Below are 20,123 nucleotides of genomic sequence, written 5' to 3'. Positions count from 1 at the left end.
CCTTATTTATCTGTATTAATTACGCTTCCTGAACGTGTTTCCTGAATTGTTTTAACCCCTTTGGCAGTTTCTTTTTTCACACGAACTAACCCGCCTTCGTTATCATACTCGTAGAAAGTACTGTAATTATTTTCGTCCAATTCTGACATCAGTTTAAAAGTTTCAGGGTCATACACAAATGACTTTACGCTACCATTTAGGGGATGAATTCTAATGTCATCAAAATAAACTGGAATACTGGGACTTTTGTTATCTAAAACAAAACCAATTGTTATAGCATCATGTGGGACTTTAATTTTTTTCACAATTCTTTGCCAACCATCGATAATTTCCCCTGATGGATCAGCAACTATTGTAGCTATTATTTGCCCTGGAACGTCTAAAGCCTCTTTTTGTCTATAAAACACAATATTAATTGCAGAATTTGTATAAGACTTAACTTGAACAAAAGATTCCTCTTTAACCCATGCACTCAATAAATATTCATGATCCGGTTCTGGTTTGAAAGAAAAACAATCATCGCAAAAATCCTTGACAGCCGAAACACCACATACAATCTGACTATCTGCTATTTTGTCTGAAATATAGGTTACATCTGAAGCCAATAAGCTAAAGTTATCATGACCAAAATAAGTTCCATTTTTAAAGTCACTTATACTTGATACCGGAAACTCAGTATCGCTAAATCCTAATAAATACTGCAAAGACTTAGTTAATCTAGCTGCTACTTTTGCAGTCAAACTTCTTTTTTGCAATGCCGTATTATAATTTGGATCTTCGTTACGATCCAGAATTTTTCCAGTTGATGGCTTATCTACATAAAAACCATTTTCAATACCAATAACATATAAATGCGGTAAGTCTGGGCTACTTCCTTTAGCATTATTAAAATTCTTCATAGTGGTTTGAAGTTGAGTAGCATTTGCCGTTTGACAACCATCTGCAATCATAATAACTGCATTTGGTTTCAATGTATAACTTAATGCTTTATTCAGTCCACTGTTCCAATAATCTGATCCTGCACTAACTCCTGTTTGTCCATTTCTTTTTCCAAGATCATCGATCCAAGTGTAGAATTTATTTAAAACGGATGGATCTGTAGAAACTTTAATCGGCTCAATAAAATCTGTTCTGGTATCAGCATCGCTATCAGACATTCCAGTTAATGAAATGTAAATATTAGACCCTATTTTTTCATTAGTCAAAGCTTGTTGGTAAACAAATCCTTTTAATTGTTTTTTGATTTTATTAATTTCTGTTAAATCAATTGAACCTGATTCATCGATCACAAGTGCCACGTGAGACACACAAGATAATTTCTCAACACAAAAATCAATATTTCTGACAAATCCATTTAACTCATCAACTTTGCCATTACTAAAAATAGTTTTAACAGGTGTAATAGTAGCAGCATCTGTATATTCTTTTAAATCGATATCCAAAATGCTACCCGAAAGAGGTTTTGGCAACTGCACATCATTTTCTGAACTTGTGCTCGAAAAGGAGAAACTTATGGTACTACTAGTATTAATGAAATTATAAATTATTGGTTTTAATTCAACCGTATATGGTGATAAGGCAGCTAATTCTTTGCTTGCATAAATATTAGCATCCACACCGGCAGGAGTATCTTTTAACTTATTTGCCAAGGTTAAAAACAAACCTTTAAGTACGGGTGCATTCACATTTTTCTTAGTACAGGATTCGACATCCTCACACATTGATGACACATCATCATATCCTTTTTGTAAGAAATCGCTAAGTACTTTTTTAAACCCAACATTGGCAATATCCGCTTTTGAAAATTGAACAAAATCAGAATTTAAAATCGAATTTGTCGCTGAATAATTAACCGGTATTGAACCCATAATTTCAGTTAAAAATTGTATCGGTGAAATAATAGTTTTTCTATTTATTCCAGCAATATTTCTTACATAGCTAAACTTCCCTTCGTTCACCAAAACAAAAAATATTTTTTTGGCTTTACCAGAAGCCAATAAATCTTGGTAAGCATTTTTGGCTCCATCGAGTGTAGAAGTAAAGTTATCTTCGGAAATAATGAAGAACGAAACATCAAGATCGTCCTTTTTTAATGAAGTGTTCTTCAAAATACCACTACTAATCAAAGTCGAAAAAGTATTACTGTAACTGTTGTCTTGAATTCGTATTACCGTTGGTGTAGTATTAGAAATCTCATTGGCGGTTCCTACTTTGTAGACATCGCCTGGACTTACCGTAATTTCTTTATTGACTATAACTGCATTTACCCCTTTATTGGTCATGTCAAATGTGGTCGCAAACAACTTTTTATTTCTTTTGGCTTTCAAGAAATCTACTACGCCATTGGCAATATTCATTCTGGAATCTAAGTTTAAAACTAATCCCCCAAAGCCTTTGCCTGTATCTGGAATTTTAAAATTGAAATTGAAATGAACCATACAATTGGTAGGGGCACAAGATTCTATAGTCACTTTTTTAGTAAACGTTTCAAAACATTGTGTTACCGTATCTTTTGCTACCATTGTAATGGAATAGTCCCCTGGAACTGAAAACGATACATTATAAAGACTCGATGCACTGGCCGTTGAAGAATTTACAACTTCTCCAGTAGCTTTGGTACTGGTCCAAACATAACTTAAGTTGGGAGCTGTGGTCTCAAATGAAAAGGAGATATTCTCGTTGAGACATTGTACCTCAGGTTTTATAATAACTTCTTTAGTAAAACTGGCTGGACAACCATTTACATCCACAATATCTAGTTTTACAAAATATTTACCCGATGTATTGAAAACATAGGAATAAGCAGCTGATGTACTCACCTGTTTGTTTACCTCTTTACCTGTTTCATCTGTTATGGTCCAAGTATAATTTGTGGTTGGTAAACTGTCTTTACCGGCTATTTTACTTTTTGTTTTATTAGCAACTGCTGCCACTATTTCCAGAAACGAAAAATTAACGGTTTCATTAACAATCAGTTTTTCGGACAAAATTTTTAGTTCTCCAGTTTTTGGGGTGCAATTGATTACTTTCAGATGGATAGTGTTCCTCTGCAAAACAAGGTCTGTGATTTGAGGATTATTAGAAACACAATAATAATCTCCTGCATTTACAGCTGATAAATTGGAAATAGTATATTGTCTGGCTGTTGCACCAGTAATTATTTGTCCGTTCTTATACCACTGAAAAGTATCAACATTAGGAATATATCTGTTATCCTCACACATTGATAGCTTTATAGGTCCACCCGAAACACCAGAAACTGTTTTTTCTAAATCTGTTTTTTCCTGAGGAGAATAAATAAAATGATTTGTTATTTGTGTTTTATATATAGAATATTCAGTAGCAAAATCTACAAAACGGAATTTATTATTATACAACAATAAATCTTTCAAAGAAATTAATTTTGTTAAATCTGGAATATTTCCCTCAAGATTAAAATTATGGTGAAGCCAAAGTACTTTAAGATTGGTTAATTGCCCAATTTGAATAGGTATTTTACCACTAAATCTATTCCCGTTTAAATATAGATGAGTAAGCTTAGATAAATTTCCAATTTCAGGAGGAATATCACCTTCTAGATTGCTAAAACCTAAAAAAAGTTGTTCAAGTTTAATTAATTTATCAATTTGTGGAGGTATAGGACCATTTAATTTATTACTACCTAACATAAGTCCACGAAGTTGAGTTAAATATGTTATTTCCATCGGAAATACACCTGTTAAATTAGTATTATGCATACCTATAAATTGCAAATTAAGACAATTAAATAACCATGAAGGAAAACTATGAAGAGTGAGCCCTTTATTATTATCTATATAAAAATATTCTAACTTATTTAAAGAAGATAAATTAGGAATATCACCTATAAAACCACAGTTATAAAGATTCAAATTTTTTAAATTAATTAAGGAATTAAAAAATGAAGGAATACTAGTATTTTCAAAATTATTATTTCCAAAATAAATACCTGTAATATTCGATAAAGCACTTAAATCAGGAAGGAAACCTTGTAAATTATTTTGAGATAAATTTAGCATTATAACATGCCCATTGCTAACCCAAACCCCAAACCACTTTGATACATCTGAATTAGTATTGTTAATGTCCCAACCAGTTTTATTTGTCCAATTATCTCCTCCAGTACTATTATATAAAGCAATAAGTGCAGCTCTCTCATTTTCAGGAATATCAGTAACAGCAAGGGAACGATTATTAGTTCCTTTTGCATTTTGCTCCGATTTTATTTTTTGTGAAACAGCCTCTTCACTTTTTTTCATTTCTGTATACTGGGTCTTTTGCATCTCCCGCATCATTGCAATTTCACGGACAAGATCTTGGTCTTTTACGCCATGTTCTTTTAGTGATGTGGTTACTCGAGCTACATCAAAACCAATTTGTTGATCGCTCAAATCCTGTGCAAAAGTTGCCAACGAACACAGTACCATACAAAAAGTAAGGATCCAGTATTTCTTTATTTTAATATTGTTTACCATTTTTATGGGAGTATTTTTTTAATAGAATCGTATTTTGTCTCATTTATTTTTTAAAAGTAACACCAATACCAGCTGTTGCAGGAGATATTAATTGTAAAGAATTATTATTTGTATCAATTTGCATAGATGCACCATTTACAGAAACAATACTAAGCGATGCCGTTCCAGATTTATTGGATTTTAAGAATTGTGAAAATGGAGATAAAAGATTGATTCCAATAGTTTTATCAATACCATTATAAACAATAGTAATCCTTGTAGGTGTGTAAAGTGGTAATGGAACAAAAGCGCTATTTATCCCTGGATAGCTTATATTATAATAATGAGTTGGTGTAAAACTAGAATAATATTGAAATTCTATTGTAACTGAATCCCCTTTTACAATTCCTAAACCATCCAATTGGATATCTGCGTGTCCTATAGCATACAAGAAATTTCCACCATTGGGGTATAAATTACCTGGAAAACTTTCTGATACACCTACTTTTGAGAAGCCAATTAGTGCGGTTGGTGCAGGCGTCGGGGTTGGCGTTGGCGTTGGCGTAACCACAGAACCCGCATCACAAGGACCTATTAAAGTTGCACCGCCAATAACCATTCTTGAGCAAACTGGTAAAGAATCTCCTGCTGGCACAATAACCGTCTGGCTCATACCATCGCAGTTTGTAAAAGATACTGTCCTACCATTGGTTCCTCCAGCAATTTCGTACTCATTGCAACTCAAAACACAGGGTACTGCGCCTGAATGATTGACTATACTCGATGCAATAATTTCGGCACACGGAGCATTATCTCCAGATTCAGTCCTAGTTAATGTATAGGTTTGTTTTATCCCATTGCCGTCAATATAAACTACATAATCAGTACCAGAATGATTAATAGGATGCACTGCTTGATACCAATACGATTGTGTTGGAACTGGCGTCGGATTTGGTGTTGGCGTTGGTGTAACTCCAGAACTCATTTTAATAACTCCTGTTATAGGTGTACACGCTGGAAGCACTGTTGTAAAAGTTTCAAATGGAGTCTCACAACCTTTGTCATCCTTAACCTTTAAGACCACGCGATATCTTCCTGCTGCAGTGAAAGATTGTGTTGCAAGAGCAGTTGTCGCTTTAGCTAATGCTGTAGTATTGTCTAAATTATAAAAAGTCCAGTCGTAAGTTAAATTTGTTGCAACCGTTTCCAGAGAGAAACTCGCATTTACGTTTGCATTTAGAACTTGTGGAGTCGATTTTAGGGCTCCTTCTGCAAGAGTACAATCTGTTGGGCAAAAATCAATATAGCGAACTTCGGATTCTTCTCGACATTCATTTGGACGTACGGCAGATTGTGCATTTTTCCCTCCCATATCTACCCTACAGGAAATAAGATAGTCATTAGACGATATATACTGAGTCAAATCAATAAAAACATCATAATCCAATCTATTGGATAATTCCTCGTCGCTTAATTCATAAGTAGCATAACTAGATATCCCCCAATAAAAGTCAAGATGAATATCCGATAATCTATCTGGGGAGAAAGAAAAATCAATCGTTTCTGCATATGGCCGAACAGAACTTACTTCATTTTTTGAATATTTATAATTATATATATTATCTCCTACACCCTTTGTTATATACTGCTTAAGTGCCAAAAATTCGGGAGAAGTTGGACTTGCATTGATTTGAGCGTCTGTTTCACCTTTAATTGTTCTTGTAAGCAATTTTTTTATCAGATTTTTTAATAAATCTTTAACCACTACTGATTTTGGATTCAATTCTGTACAACTGTTCCCTATTAAACAACCAACTTCTTTAGCAGAAAGCCTTTTACATCCAGTGATTTTATTTATAAGTTCTAATGCAATTCTATAATAACCTGGAATCGTAAAAGCTGCTGAAAATGTATCATTTGTACTTGTACTTACTAATTCTCCACTCGGATTTAACAAACTCCATTTAAAAGTAAAATTGTCTATATTCGCTCCAGAATACTCATTAGCGGAAAAATCTTTTGATTCATTTATTTGGACAAAATAAGTGTTAGATAAATTATATTCATCTGATGTAGTAATCGAAAATTGTTCATCATCCGCGCTAAAACTACATATATCCATAACTTTATAATCTCTTGTATAATCTGTAGTACAACCGTTTGGATCCTTGATTTGCAAATTAATTTTATAATCCCCTATTTCATTAGGAGTTACAGAAAATGTATCTTGATTACCAGAAAGAACTATCTCTCCATTTAGTTTAACAAAATCCCATTTATAGGTAAAACCAGAAGGAGTGTAACCAGAAGGAACAAGTGCAATAGAAGTTGCAGAATTAACTAAAAGTTTATTACTATTATTAACATCTGAGATATATCCATTACGCTCGTCAATAGGAACAATACACGCATTGGCATCTCTAGTCTTTAGATTTTTTACAAAAGAAGAACATCCCGTAGCATCCGAAACACGCAAAGTTACTTTGTAATCCCCTGCAAGTGTTAGAGTAATAGGAAATATAGCTTGATTACCAGACGCTATTACTAAATTATTAGAGTCCAATAAATTCCATTGATAAGATAAGCTTGTACTTCCTGACGAACTGTAAAATGACAAATTGGTTAATTTATTAAGTATTACACCAGAATAATCTCCATAAGGATAAGGACTTTTTATACTGCCATTACGATTTGGAGAATAGGAATCAACACAACTATTAATTACATTCACTATTTTATCAAACTTTGTCGTACAACCATTAGCCTCGGTAACCTCTAGTCTTACTAAATAGCTTCCAGGTACGCTATAGGATTGTGATGCTGTTGCAGCGGTTTGAGTACCATCTTTTACAATAGTGCCACTTGTGTCGTCGTAAAATGTCCATTTATAGGTTAAGCCTGTTGTTGCTGTCTCTAACGAAAATATAGCACTAGCATTTACAGGTGGACTCTCAGCAGATGCTTTGAGGGTTCCTGCAACTGGGGTGCAATTAATTACTTTTAGTGTAATTGGCTCTCTTTCTAAGACTAATGGAGACATGTCTGGGTTTGAAGCATGATAAGATCTACATAAATAAGTAGCAGCATCTGTTGCCAGCAGGCTAGGTATGGTATATATACGACTGGTTGCGCCAGCAATCGCAGTACCATTTTTGAACCATTGATAGGTGTCATCTGACAAATAGCGTGTATCACCTTCAGCATACATTTTGAGATCTACTGGCTGTCCAGATGGTTTAGTGATAGTTTCTAGGGTATTAATTTTAGCTTGGGGAGAGTAGTAAAAAGGATTATTATTAGTATTTGGCATTTTTACTTTGTATGCCAAAAATTCATTTACAAAATCTAGAAAACGAAATTTATTATCATTAATCATAAATTGCTGTAACGGCAAAGCTGTAAAATTGGGTATAACTCCGCTTAATTTATTATTTTGTAAATAAAAGCCGTTAAGGTTTTTTAATTTGTTAATTTCTAGTGGGACAGAACCTTCTAAATTATTATTATAAATTGCTAGATATCTAAGCATTGTTAAATTTCCTATATTAACAGAAATTTCCCCTTTTAAATTACAACTATTCAAACTAATATTTTCCAACTTTTTTAAATTATACAACTCAGAAGGAATAATTGAATTAAAATTATTACCAGATAAAGTTAAGAATTTCAAATTTGTTAATCTAGATAAATCCGCTATTGGTCCTGTAAGATTACAATATCCAATAAACAAAGATTGCAACGTAACTATTTTACTAATCCAAGAAGGCATAGGTTGAATATCAAAAGTAAAATCATTTCCTAACTCTAAATACAATAAATTAGTTAATGGAGACAGATCAGGTATTTTTCCCGTAAAATTACAATTTGAAAGAAACAAATATCTCAAACTAAGCATGGTATTGAACCAAGAAGGCATGGTAGCACCAAAAGTATTACCAGCCAAAGCCAGGTATTCTAAATTTGTTAATGTAGATAAGTTGGGTAATGGTCCAATAAATTTACAACGAACAAGGCTCAAGTTTCTCAAACTAACCATCCCAGTTAACCAAGATGGCATAGTTGCCGTCCCTCCACCAAAATTATTATCCATCAAATCCAAGTACTGAAGGTTAATTAAGGCAGATAAATCTTGTATTGGTCCAGTAAAACCATAGCCCTGAATGCTTAAAACGTTTAAACCAATCATTGTTGTAAACCAAGACGGCATACTGTTACCAACAAAATTATTATAATTACCATTTAAGCTTAAAGAATTCAAGAAAGTTAAAGCATTCAAATCTGACAATTTTCCCTTTAGATTATTTCTATCAAGATTTAATGAGACAATATGTCCATTACTTACACTAACTCCATACCATGTCGATACATCAGAGCTAGGATTAGTGATATTCCAGACCCTATTATTACTTTGAGTATTTGTCCAATTTGGCCCTCCTGTACTGTTGTAAAAAGCAATAAGTGCGTCCCGCTCTGTTAGTGGGATATCAACAAATGTTGTTTTTGCAGTATTAGCAACATGACTTGTACTGACCTGAGCACTTTGCTCATCCATAATTTTCTGCAAAATACCGTTCTCAACCTTTTTCATTTCTACATACTGGAATAGTTGCATCTCCCGCTGTAAAGTAATCTCACGAGCAAGATCCTGGTCTTTTACCCCATGCTCCTTAAGCATGAGACTAGTTGCAGTTACATCAAATCCAATCTCTTGATCAGAAAGTTCCTGAGAAAACACCCCCGTTGTAATAAAAAAACTTATAATACTAAAAACTAATGTATATTTTAATTTCATCTTGGTCTTACTTCTTATTTAGTGGTTACTCCCGCTGCGTTACAGCTAACAACTTGTTTTTTTAATACTGCTTTTTTACTCGGTTCTACTTTCAAACTTTTTCTTCCGGTGTGGGATTGTTTGTTAGAGACACTTACTTCATTGACTTTTAGTTGCGCTTTAAAGTCAAAATGAGATTGTTTGGCACAGGCAATAGAGTCATAATCCTCAAAACCATCCGAGGCCAGCTCACTGTATTTGGTATTGGAAGCAACTGCCACAGGGAAACGATTGTTGTACCCATACAAAGCGGCAGAATAACGGTTTAAAGCATCTTTATTCTCTACCTCTTGTCCATAAGGATTGTATTGGGTAACCTGTGAGGCAAACGTCCATCGTTTATAATTATCGACCGTAATCCCCCATTTGCCTCCTGTAAGTATATAAAAAGGTGCAAAATCTGCAAAATATCCTGTTTTACGAGGTGTTGGGTCAATAGTGTAGTTTCTTCCTGTTAGGTAGGCATAGGACTTATTGGCTCTCCAGTTTCCAAGGATGTTGTACAAATATGGATTGTAAGAACGCTTGATAATATCTTCTTGTTCGTCCAGACTATTGTCTTTTTCGTATTCAAATTGCAGTTTACCGTTTGAAAAAAACATTCTAGGCAAATTACACTCACATTGTGAAGGCCAAATATCATTGTATTCAATCGCAGAAGCATTTACAATTCGATCACTCGCAGAGGTGGAAAAGAAAGGGTTTTCTCCTATATTCTTTTTTACTGTCGTTATTTTATTATTAGCATCATAATCATACAACGGATTACGCATAGAGGTCACACTTGCCATCGAAGCCATTTGCAGGTTGCGGTGACCGGAACGAATTACTTTTATGGTTCCTGTATTAACAATATTCCCTTTAATTAATAAACCATCTTTATCCAACAACTGGAAAGTAGCTGCATTTACTTTTACTACCCAAGCTTTAAGTGCGTTTTTGGTTCTACCATCAGTTCCAATACCACTTAAATACACTTCGTCACCATCAATTAAGTAATCTGATGCGTTATAAGCTCCAGTAAACTGATACTGATTGTTTCCCGTTTTGGCAACGTTCCATTCCAAACCAATATTCTTGGCTGCCTGACTCATTCCGTCATAACTCCAATACGCTGGGAAATTAAAATTAAAGTATTTATCATTGTATTCATTCACCGTTTCGGTAAGCAATACATCTCCTGTTTCAGCATCCCAAGCTAGGTTTTTGGTTGAAACTTTTGACCCTAGATCATAAGCCACTTTCTCCGAAAGGATTCCTGAAGTGTGAATCACCTTTGTAGTTACAGCAGTACGTATCTGGCTCTCGTGTTTTGAATAACTAGGAATTATGGTTGGTACAACAATAACAACAAGAGTAAAAGGTAAAGTTGCTAAATTAAAAGCAATTCCTCCTGAAGTGCTTGTAGTCTTACTTTCCCTAAAATCATTAATTACATCATAGTCAACACCAACTAACCTCTCAGAAATAGCACCTTTGGAATCTACTGTTTGTATGGTATTGTTTAGCAACCCCTGATTTATATTACCGTTTTTGACTACAGTATTATAATTATAGTCTACTCCGGATATTGCTTCTTTTTGTCCTTCACCATATACCCTTTGGTTTTTCATTTTACCATCCATATCATTAGTATGAATAGAGTACCCTTGAGACCAGGTTAAATTATCCTTCACCTGCAACCCTACAAGACTTGCAAGGGCAGATGATGATTTATGACCTCCAGATAACACAGTTCTATCCACTATTGTAGGAAATTCACTAGATGTGTAAAACTCTGTTACAACTGTACCTGTAGCATGTTTTTTTATAATTAATGGATTTGAAACATTTTCATTATTATTTCTAGACAAATTACTAACAGTCACTCTACTGTATGTGATTTTTGGAGCAGGAAAGAAAGATTCACCAAACGGTTCTTCCACATAATTATCAGAATCAGGTCCTAGTAATAAATCTGGTTTATTAACATCATAAAAAGGCTTTACAAATGGATTTTCCTTACATCCTAGAGGTTCATAGGTAGCTACTCCTGAAGAATTTTCTGTAGGATTCCCATTTCTGTCGACTGTATTATAAGCATATTTTTGACCATAATGTTGTTTATAAACCTCATTATCTTTATGTCCAGTCATTACGTCCCATTGGTCATAAATACTGATCTCTTTTACTCTGCTACCACCACCCAATTTCTTGGCATCAGGTTGCATTAAACGTATCCACGATTTACCCGTAACAAATTTACTGGCAATTCCTGTTTCCCTTAGTTTGCCATTAGGACTTTTAAAAATATCAAGTAATGTAGGAAACATACCAATAAGCTCCATAACCACTCCTTTTAGGTTTTTAGTGTCCTCTTCATTATACATACTATACACCAACCTATTCAAATTATGCCTTCCAAAATTCCAACCGGCTTTTTGGATGGGATTTACTTCTGCTTTACCATTAAAACCATCTCCTTTTCCTACGTATTCAAGTGGTATGGCCACATATTGTTTTCCATTAATTATACTAAAAACACAATCGTCCTTCTTTTTTTTATTTAGATTTAGCTTGGTATACCCCGTAACATAATCGTATTTATCCGTCCCATTAATCCCCGGTAAAGGATTAGGATTCACCATATTAAGCATAAATCGAAAATATAGGGGATTACCTTCGTCACCAATTGATTTTAAATACTGATTGTAAAAAATTTCTGAGATAGATTTATTACTATTGGAAGTCTTATCTACGATTTTATGGTCTAACTCGACATAAATATATTCACCTAAATTTTTCAATGTATTATCAGTACTACTAACATTTTCTGCGGTAAGTCCATCTTTATCGCCACTACCCACTACTTTAAACATTTGCATGGCATCCTTATTCTGCACCTTGCCATAATCATCCGATTCATAATTTAATTCCATTTGCCCACCCGATGGTAAATGAATCGTTTTTAGCAACCAAGCCGAAGTATATTGATCTGCAGTCTGTCTATTTTTTTGGTCAACAAAAGGATATTCGGCATTCGATAATGGGTCTGTTGTAGCAAGACCAACATTTTTATCAACTGGTTTGTAATTCCCCCATACATCATAAGCCTTCATATCATAATCAGGATTAAATCCGTAATTAAAAACATAGGGCGTAAATTTCCCCATATTCGAATTTTTATAGGTAAAATAAATTTTGCTAAGGGTTAACTTTCCCTGTTGCCCAACATTTTGTTTCCTAATTGTATTTATGTTATTATCAATCTTTTGACAAAGACTATAATTATATTCAAAATGAGCTTCTTTTATTGGAATAGCTTTCTCACCATTAGCTAAGTATTCTGGTTTAGAATACAATGAGATCTTGTCTAGCTTATACATTTTAGAATTAGAAATAGTTTTAACATCTCCATATCCTCCATTTTCTCCTTCTACCCCATACCCATCATTTCTTTCTGAAAGATAAAAAATAGCGATATGGGTTTTGGTCACTATTTTTTTAATGTATAAAAGCTCTTTTTCCCCATATAAATAATTCCCTTTATTGTCTTTTTTGCTGGAGCGCAATCCTTCGTCATAATTAGCCGAATCTTTAACGAAAGGAACTCTCCACTTATAAATATGATCCTTTGTTTTATTTTCATATTCAAATTTGGTGTAGGTCCCCAAATCATCATCTGATGGCCCATCCCCTTTTAAATCCTGATAATCTGAGGATAAAACAGATGTTAGCAAATAAGTATGAGCGTAGGCAGGAGTAGTTACCCTATTAAAATATTGATCTCCCTCTTGACTGTTTTTAGCTGAATTATCTTTTCCTGGAAGATATTTTACCAATCCTTTTTTAGAATCAACTTCTGGAGCACTTCCCACATCAAATGTTGTTTCTTTTTTAATCGAATTATAAGCAGCTCTACCATAAATATAGCGTTCACCACCCTCTTTTGTAATTCTTATTTCGGCAGTGTGATTGTCTTTGGCAAAATCACTAAACTGGGTTTTGAACCCAAATTTTTTAGCCTCTGCTTTAGTTAATTTCTCAATAGATTGGTTTCTGGACAATCTTTCCTTCCGAACAATCTGTTTATTATTTGTAATAACTGCTTTATTGGTAGAATAATTTGAATTTGTTTTGGTATCAAATCCACTTCCAACTATGTCAAGCTTTATTGGATTGTAATTTCCTAAATCAGTATTGAATAAACTTAATTCGTTATCGGTATGAAAACCTCCAATATTTTTAAAAAAAACTTTTTCATAATCTGGTCTATTCCCTTTTCTCTTTTCTTTAAATCGTTCTAAAGCAGGATTTGAATTTTCCCATAATTTAGTATAACTTTTTCCTAATGTAACTGTTTTATCAGCACCAAAGTGAACACCTCCACCTGCACCAAATTCTAAACCCAAAGAGCCACCAGCACTATCATCATTAATCTCATTATCATATACATAGCCTACTTGTGACTTATACGGACGATACATTCCTGAAACTCCTTGCCCTTGAATACTATAAATATCATATGTATTATTTGTGATTGGTAATGAAGTGGAATTTTTATTGAATGTTCTGTCTTTTTCCCTGTTAAAATCCAAAATAGCTGACTTCCCAGCGTAATACGTGTTTTCAAAACCATAGGCTTTTTCAACTTTGTATTTCTCTGATTCTTTGATTCCTTGAGATGTTCTATAACCAGAAAATTTAAACCCTGGTTCAATACCCCAAAATTCACCTTCAATATTTGCACTAAACATAAAATTAGATGACACCATACCCACACGTTTAGTTGGCGTAAAAGAAGCATCAATGTAAGATATTGAACCAGAACCACCTTCATTAAAATGAGTAATCTTACCCATTTTTGCTTTATTATCATCTTGATAAGATTTAGTTGAGACATTGGCTCCTATAGTTACACTTTCAACACCTTTTCTACTATTATAACTTACCCCTGCATTAAGTCCTAAATTAATATCTGTATTACTTGTACTTCCCACTTTTTGAGAAAATGAGGCACTCGGCGATACTGAAACACCTTCTGAAGCAGATGATTCAAGATTCATTCCAACAGATAGATTATTATTTATCTGATAAGTCAATCCTCCATTTAATGCTACACCAAGACCATCATAATTATTATACTTTATACCAATTCCAACACTAGCTTTAGCCTCCTTAACACCAAAAGCAGTAAAAAATACATTAGCATTAGAACCAATAGTAACATTGGGCTTCATGTTATTCTCATAAATCATTTCATCCCCATTAAAATCATCAGGGAGTCCTCTAAGCTGTCTTGATATTTGTCCTACATTAAGATCCCATCCCAATCCAACCCAAGAAGCTTCTTGATCCATAGATACACCAGAACTATAGGCTAGATTCAATGGATATCCACCTACATCCATAATAGGAATATTGTAATTCAAATCACCGCTAGCCAAATCCACCATATCCGAGGTTCCTATAGGTGTGAAGGACTGGAACTCTGGTTGTGACGGTCCTCCTGTCAACGCATAAATTTGCATTGGCTGGAATGTTTCTAAAAGAATCATCATGGCTAAATAAATAGCGACTGTTTTTTTAAACTTACTTTTTTTTACTTGTTGAATCATAAGGCTATAGGGGTAAAAGTATCTTTGAATTTAAATTTTAATGTTCCTTTTCTAAAAAGGTAGTCATTGTAAATCAATTGTATTTTATCGTTGGGATCTATTCCTGAAAAGAATAATAGTACTTTTTGAAAAGGAGCAATTTTATAGTTGCGTTCAAAATTTACACCGGAGCACAGGATTGTATCTTTTTTTGAAGTTACCACATAGAAATCTTTATCAAGACCAAAAGACATATACTTTACAGCATCAGTATAATCCATCCCTGTAAAATCTTTTCCTAATAAATCTTTCTCTTCATCTTGCTGAAAGACAAACTCTATCACACGTTCTCTTTTATTTTCTTCATAAAGTGAATCGATGAGCTTGAGATTATCATTCCCTAAATCTTTTAATAAATAATATTGAATGGGAACTTCGGTTGCGGTAAAACCGATATCATCCACAACTTGTGTGTAGGAGCGGGATTTCCAACCTATTTTTTCAAGGTTGAAATAGCGATCTCTAATTTCAGAATCTTGTTGATTGTTTTTTGGCTCTTTTTTACAAGAAATAAGAAGAAAAATAAAAAAAATAAAAACTAACTTATTAAAGACCCTCATACTTTTTGTTTAAATAGATAAGAAGATCATTGGTAACGTCAATTTTTTCATCTGCAAACAAAACTGCTTGTTTGTTATCAGACCCTACTACTAATTGATAATTTTTGTCTTTGGAAAATTCAGCAGTATAACTTTTTATTCTGGACCAAATTTTATTTGTTTGCTCAGCAGCAAAAGTTTGATTGAACTGCTCCAATTCTTCTTTCCCTTGAATGAATTGTTGCATGAGTTCTTTTTTTTCAGAAGCAGAAATTGTAGGAGACTGTAAATTGGAATACAAATTATCCAAAACTAATTTTCTGGAATTAAATTCTTTTTCCCCTACTCTTTTCATTTCTTTTGTCATTACAAAACCATCAAATAATTTCACAGAATCGACATAGACGATTTCTTTATTCGATTTGAAAAAATAAAAAAGCAGGAAAAGAGCTAACACACTTATTAATAAGATGTTAACCATAAACTGAGGGATGGTTTTATATTTAAGCACAAATAACTTGTTAATTTTTTAAATGCAAAAATAGAAATATTTAGGAATTTACAACTAAAAAAATATAAAATTTTAGAATAAATACGAAAATAAACATAAAATCAACAAAAAAACTTGTTTTTAGCAAAAAATATTATGTTAAAAAAATATTTCACAACAAATTAAATTAACAAGTATTATTCATATTATACAAAATAACTTCTACAAAATTTTTAAAAAATAACACTATTTTATTTTCATTTTTAATCAGTGGCTTTTACATAAAAATTTCAATTGCAAAATTTAAAAGAATTTCATTAAAAAACTCTTTTAAATTTCAAATGTCAAAAACTATTCTTGTTTTCCAAATAAAATAAATTAATTTAGCCGCTCAATTTTTAAGTTCATGAATAAATTTATACTTTTTTTTGTAATCGTTAATGCAAGTTATATTGGTTATTCCCAGGAAAAGTCATTTTGGAAAATAGTAAATAATACAAACAATTCTTCCTATCAAAAACTTTTAAAAAAAGCTGAAGTAGACAAAAATTTACTTTATACACTAAATGAAACAGACTTTAAACAAAGAATGTTTAGTCTTCAAAGTAAATCAAATATAAACGAAACAATAAAAATCTTAATACCAAACAGTAATGGAACAATAGAAGAGTTTGCTGTAAAAGAGTCATCCAATTTTGCTCCCGAATTACAAGCGCTATACCCAGACATTCGAGCTTACTCCGGAACTGGAATTACAGACCCAAATGCTTCTATAAGTTTTAGCATTTCTCCAATAGGAATAGAAACTATAGTTATGAGGGGAGATAGTGGCTCAGAATTTATTGAACCATTGACCAAAGACAAATCAATTTATGTTCTTTCAACTTCAAAAAGTACAAGCAAAGGAAATTTATCATTATTGTGTAGAACTTCAGATCTTGGGTTGAATAAAGAATTGACTAAAAAAATTAGTCAATTAAAGTCAAGCTCTGGCGTGTTTAAAACTATGCGATTGGCATTGTCCTGTACTGGCGAGTATGCAAGCTATTTTGGAGGAACTGTCGCAGGAGCTTTGGCAGGTATGAATGCAACCATGACGAGAGTAAATGCAGTTTTCAATAAAGATTTAGCATTAAAACTAGAAATAATTGCCAATACAAATTTGATTATATACACCAATGCTAATACAGATCCTTATTCTGATGAAGCACAAGGCTTAAACACGATTTCTGGTTGTACTGGAGACTGTCCGGGAACTTGGAACAAAGAAGTACAAAGCACAATTTCAAGCATAATTGGAGAAGGAAATTATGACATCGGTCACTTATTTGCTGCCTCTGGAGGAGGAGGAGATGCTGGTTGTATTGGCTGTGTTTGTAGTCCAGTTACCAATACAATTTCAACACCCATTTATACCACAGGAAAAGGAAGTGCCTATACTTCTCCTGCCGATTCCAAACCAGAAGGAAGCACATTTGACATAGACTATGTAGCTCACGAGATGGGACATCAACTAGGTGCAAACCATACCTTTTCATACGATGTGGAAGGTACGGGAGTAAGCGTTGAACCGGGTAGTGGATCTACTATTATGGGATATGCAGGAATTACTGATTATGATATTCAAAGTCATTCCGATGATTATTTTGGATATGCTAGCATATTGCAAATGCAAAATAATTTGGCATCAAAAACTTGTCCCGTAAATGTAATATTAAGCAATCAAACTCCCACAGTAGATGCTGGGTTAGACTACACCATTCCTGCAAATACAGCTTTTGTTTTAAAAGGAACAGGTTCAGATCCAAATGGAAATACCTTGTCATATTGTTGGGAACAATATGATTCTGCCTCCAATCAAACAGGTTCAAATAGCATTGCATATGCTACAAAAACCAATGGTCCCCTTTTTAGATCTATCCCACCAAGTAGTTCGGCTAATAGATATATGCCAGCTTTAGACAAAGTACTGCTTAGCCAATTGACTACAACCTGGGAGTCAGTTTCTTCAATAGACAGAACATTAAACTTCACTCTAACAGGAAGAGTTAATGCTCCTTTGGGTCTTGCGCAAACCAATACCGATGCAATGGTAGTAAAAGTATTAGCTAATACAGGTCCTTTTACAATTACCTCACAAAACAATCCGGACACCAATTGGATATCTGGAACCACAGAAACTATAAATTGGAGTGTAAACAATACAAATACTTTATCTGGTTCTTACTATGTAAATATCAAACTTTCGACAGATGGCGGTTTGACTTTCCCAATAATTTTAATTTCCAATACACCAAATGATGGTTCCGAACAAATCACAGTACCCGACATTACCGCAACAAATTGCAGGATTTTAATAGAACCTACAGCAAATATCTATTATGCTGTGAATAGCCAATCTTTTTCCATTAAAGATGCAATTGAACCTTCTTGTAACACATATTTTTTTACAACCCCTTTTGCAATACCGGAGTCCGAAGTATATAGTTCATTAACATTAGACGTCCCCGCATCTACAGAAAATGTAGCTGATATAAATGTAGAAATAAAACTTACCCATCCCTATTTGCCAGATGTTCAAATAGAATTGGTTAATCCACAGGGAATAGCTGTAAAATTGTTTGATAGCTTTTGCGGAGCTTCAAACAATAAGTTATTTTTAAAATATGATGATTCAGGAATTTCTCTTTCTTGCACTACAACGACTTTACAAACAGTTACTCCTGCTCAACCATTAAGCGCTTTTAATAATCTCAATCCAGAGGGTAAATGGACATTACGCATAAGGGACTTTTCTCCGGGAGATACAGGAATATTAGAATCTGCATCATTAACAATCTGTACAAAATCAAATTCTTTGGTGGCTACAAATTTTGAAGTCGATAAATATAATTTATATCCAAATCCAAATAAAGGAAATTTTAATATCCAGTTTACTAGCACTAGTACAAATGATATAAAACTTTCCGTTTACGATTTATTGGGAAGACAAATTTTCTATAAAAATTATAAAAACGAATCAAATTTCAATAAAAACATTGACTTGAATAAAATTCAAACTGGTATTTATATATTGGAATTAACTGATGGAGATAAAAAAACCGTAAAAAAATTAATAATTGAATAATAATTGAGACTCCATTCTATTAACCTAAAAATGCTGAAAAAACACAAAACTAATTGAAACTAAAATAATATTTAGACTACAATAATTTTTGAAAAACAATTTATAAAATAGTATCTTGTGCCCATTATTAAACATAATCTGCTTTGAAAACAAAACTGTCATTATCTCTACTTTCCTTTTTTATTGCGTTATTTCTAGTATCGTTTTCAGACCCTTATTCGATAAAACGAATCAGTGATGCAGATTTTAGATATGAATTCTATATTACTAAGAAAACTTTAACACCAAAAGCGAATAAAGTATATTATTGGTTTAAAGGCGGTGCAATACATAGTGCTCAAGGTGATTTTGGAGGAGAATTACTAAATGATGTATTTTTAAAAACGTATCATAGTAATCAAATAGCCGAAAAAGGAAACTTTAAAAATGGCTTAAAAGTAGGCATTTGGAAAACATGGCATCCCAATGGCTCAATAGAAAGCACTCAAAAATGGGCTAATGGCATACGAACTGGCATGTATTATAAATATGATGAAAATGGACTTGTTGCAGAAACCGGTTGTTATAAAAACGACAAAAAACAAGGAATATGGTATGATTTTGTAAAAAAAGACACTACAAAATATAGAGATGGAATCCCTGTTGTGAAAAAACAAAAATTATCGAAATTAGACAAATTAACCTTGAAACTGCAAACGCTAAAAGACGATGCTACTAAAAAAGCGGCAATAGAATCTGAAAAAAATAAAATAACCGCCGCGAAAAACGCAGAAAAAGATTATGTAAAGGCCCAAAAATTAGCATTAGAAAATGAAAAAACTAATGCAAAGCTTAGCGAAAAAGAAGCCAAAGAAGCTAAAATAACCGCAAGAAAAACCGCAAAAGCAAATAAAAAAGCCGCAAAAGAAGCGAAAGAAAAGGCAAAAGCTACAGAAAAAGAAAATATAAACTCTGGGACTACACCTAAAAAAGAAAATTTATTTAATCGCTATTATAATAAATTATTCAGTAAAAAAACAAGCGAATAA

7 protein-coding genes are annotated in these 20,123 nt (G+C 33.1%); 2 read left to right on the top strand and 5 right to left on the bottom strand.

Annotation, left to right across the window (positions count from 1 at the left end):
- Positions 1–2 precede the first annotated feature (2 nt).
- Genes OLM57_RS08925 through OLM57_RS08905 form a run of 5 tightly spaced genes read right to left on the bottom strand, consistent with a single transcriptional unit; the run spans position 3 to position 15,959 of the window.
- Positions 3–4,493: a hypothetical protein gene (locus OLM57_RS08925; protein ID WP_264566851.1), complete on the bottom strand. Its 4,491-nt coding sequence runs from the start codon at positions 4,491–4,493 to the stop codon at positions 3–5.
- A 43-nt stretch (positions 4,494–4,536) separates the two neighbouring features.
- Positions 4,537–9,264 carry a PKD domain-containing protein gene (locus OLM57_RS08920; protein WP_264566850.1) on the bottom strand — a complete coding sequence of 1,576 codons (4,728 nt, stop codon included), beginning with the start codon at positions 9,262–9,264 and terminating at the stop codon, positions 4,537–4,539.
- 14 nt (positions 9,265–9,278) lie between these two features.
- Positions 9,279–14,900 (bottom strand): hypothetical protein, encoded by a 5,622-nt coding sequence (locus tag OLM57_RS08915; RefSeq protein ID WP_264566849.1) that lies wholly within the window; start codon positions 14,898–14,900, stop codon positions 9,279–9,281.
- Complete coding sequence (locus OLM57_RS08910) at positions 14,897–15,499, bottom strand: hypothetical protein (protein ID WP_264566848.1); 603 nt, start codon at positions 15,497–15,499, stop codon at positions 14,897–14,899. Before OLM57_RS08910 ends, OLM57_RS08915 begins: the two co-directional genes overlap by 4 nt.
- The gene (locus tag OLM57_RS08905) at positions 15,486–15,959 is read right to left on the bottom strand and encodes an OmpH family outer membrane protein (protein ID WP_264566847.1); all 474 of its coding nucleotides are present in this window, start codon (positions 15,957–15,959) and stop codon (positions 15,486–15,488) included. The genes OLM57_RS08910 and OLM57_RS08905 overlap by 14 nt, the downstream gene beginning before the upstream one ends.
- Positions 15,960–16,374: 415 nt before the next feature.
- On the opposite strand from OLM57_RS08905, the gene OLM57_RS08900 reads away from it, so the two are divergent.
- The gene (locus OLM57_RS08900; RefSeq protein ID WP_264566846.1) at positions 16,375–19,095 is read left to right on the top strand and encodes a reprolysin-like metallopeptidase; all 2,721 of its coding nucleotides are present in this window, start codon (positions 16,375–16,377) and stop codon (positions 19,093–19,095) included.
- A 143-nt stretch (positions 19,096–19,238) separates the two neighbouring features.
- On the top strand, positions 19,239–20,123 hold the full coding sequence (locus tag OLM57_RS08895) for a toxin-antitoxin system YwqK family antitoxin (RefSeq protein WP_264566845.1): 885 nt from the start codon (positions 19,239–19,241) through the stop codon (positions 20,121–20,123).

Origin of the sequence: Flavobacterium sp. N3904 (genome assembly GCF_025947305.1) — a bacterium.
In the GTDB taxonomy this organism is placed as follows: Bacteria; Bacteroidota; Bacteroidia; order Flavobacteriales; family Flavobacteriaceae; genus Flavobacterium.
Note: the sequence above shows the minus strand (reverse complement) of the source record. Positions and strands in the feature narration are given on the sequence as shown.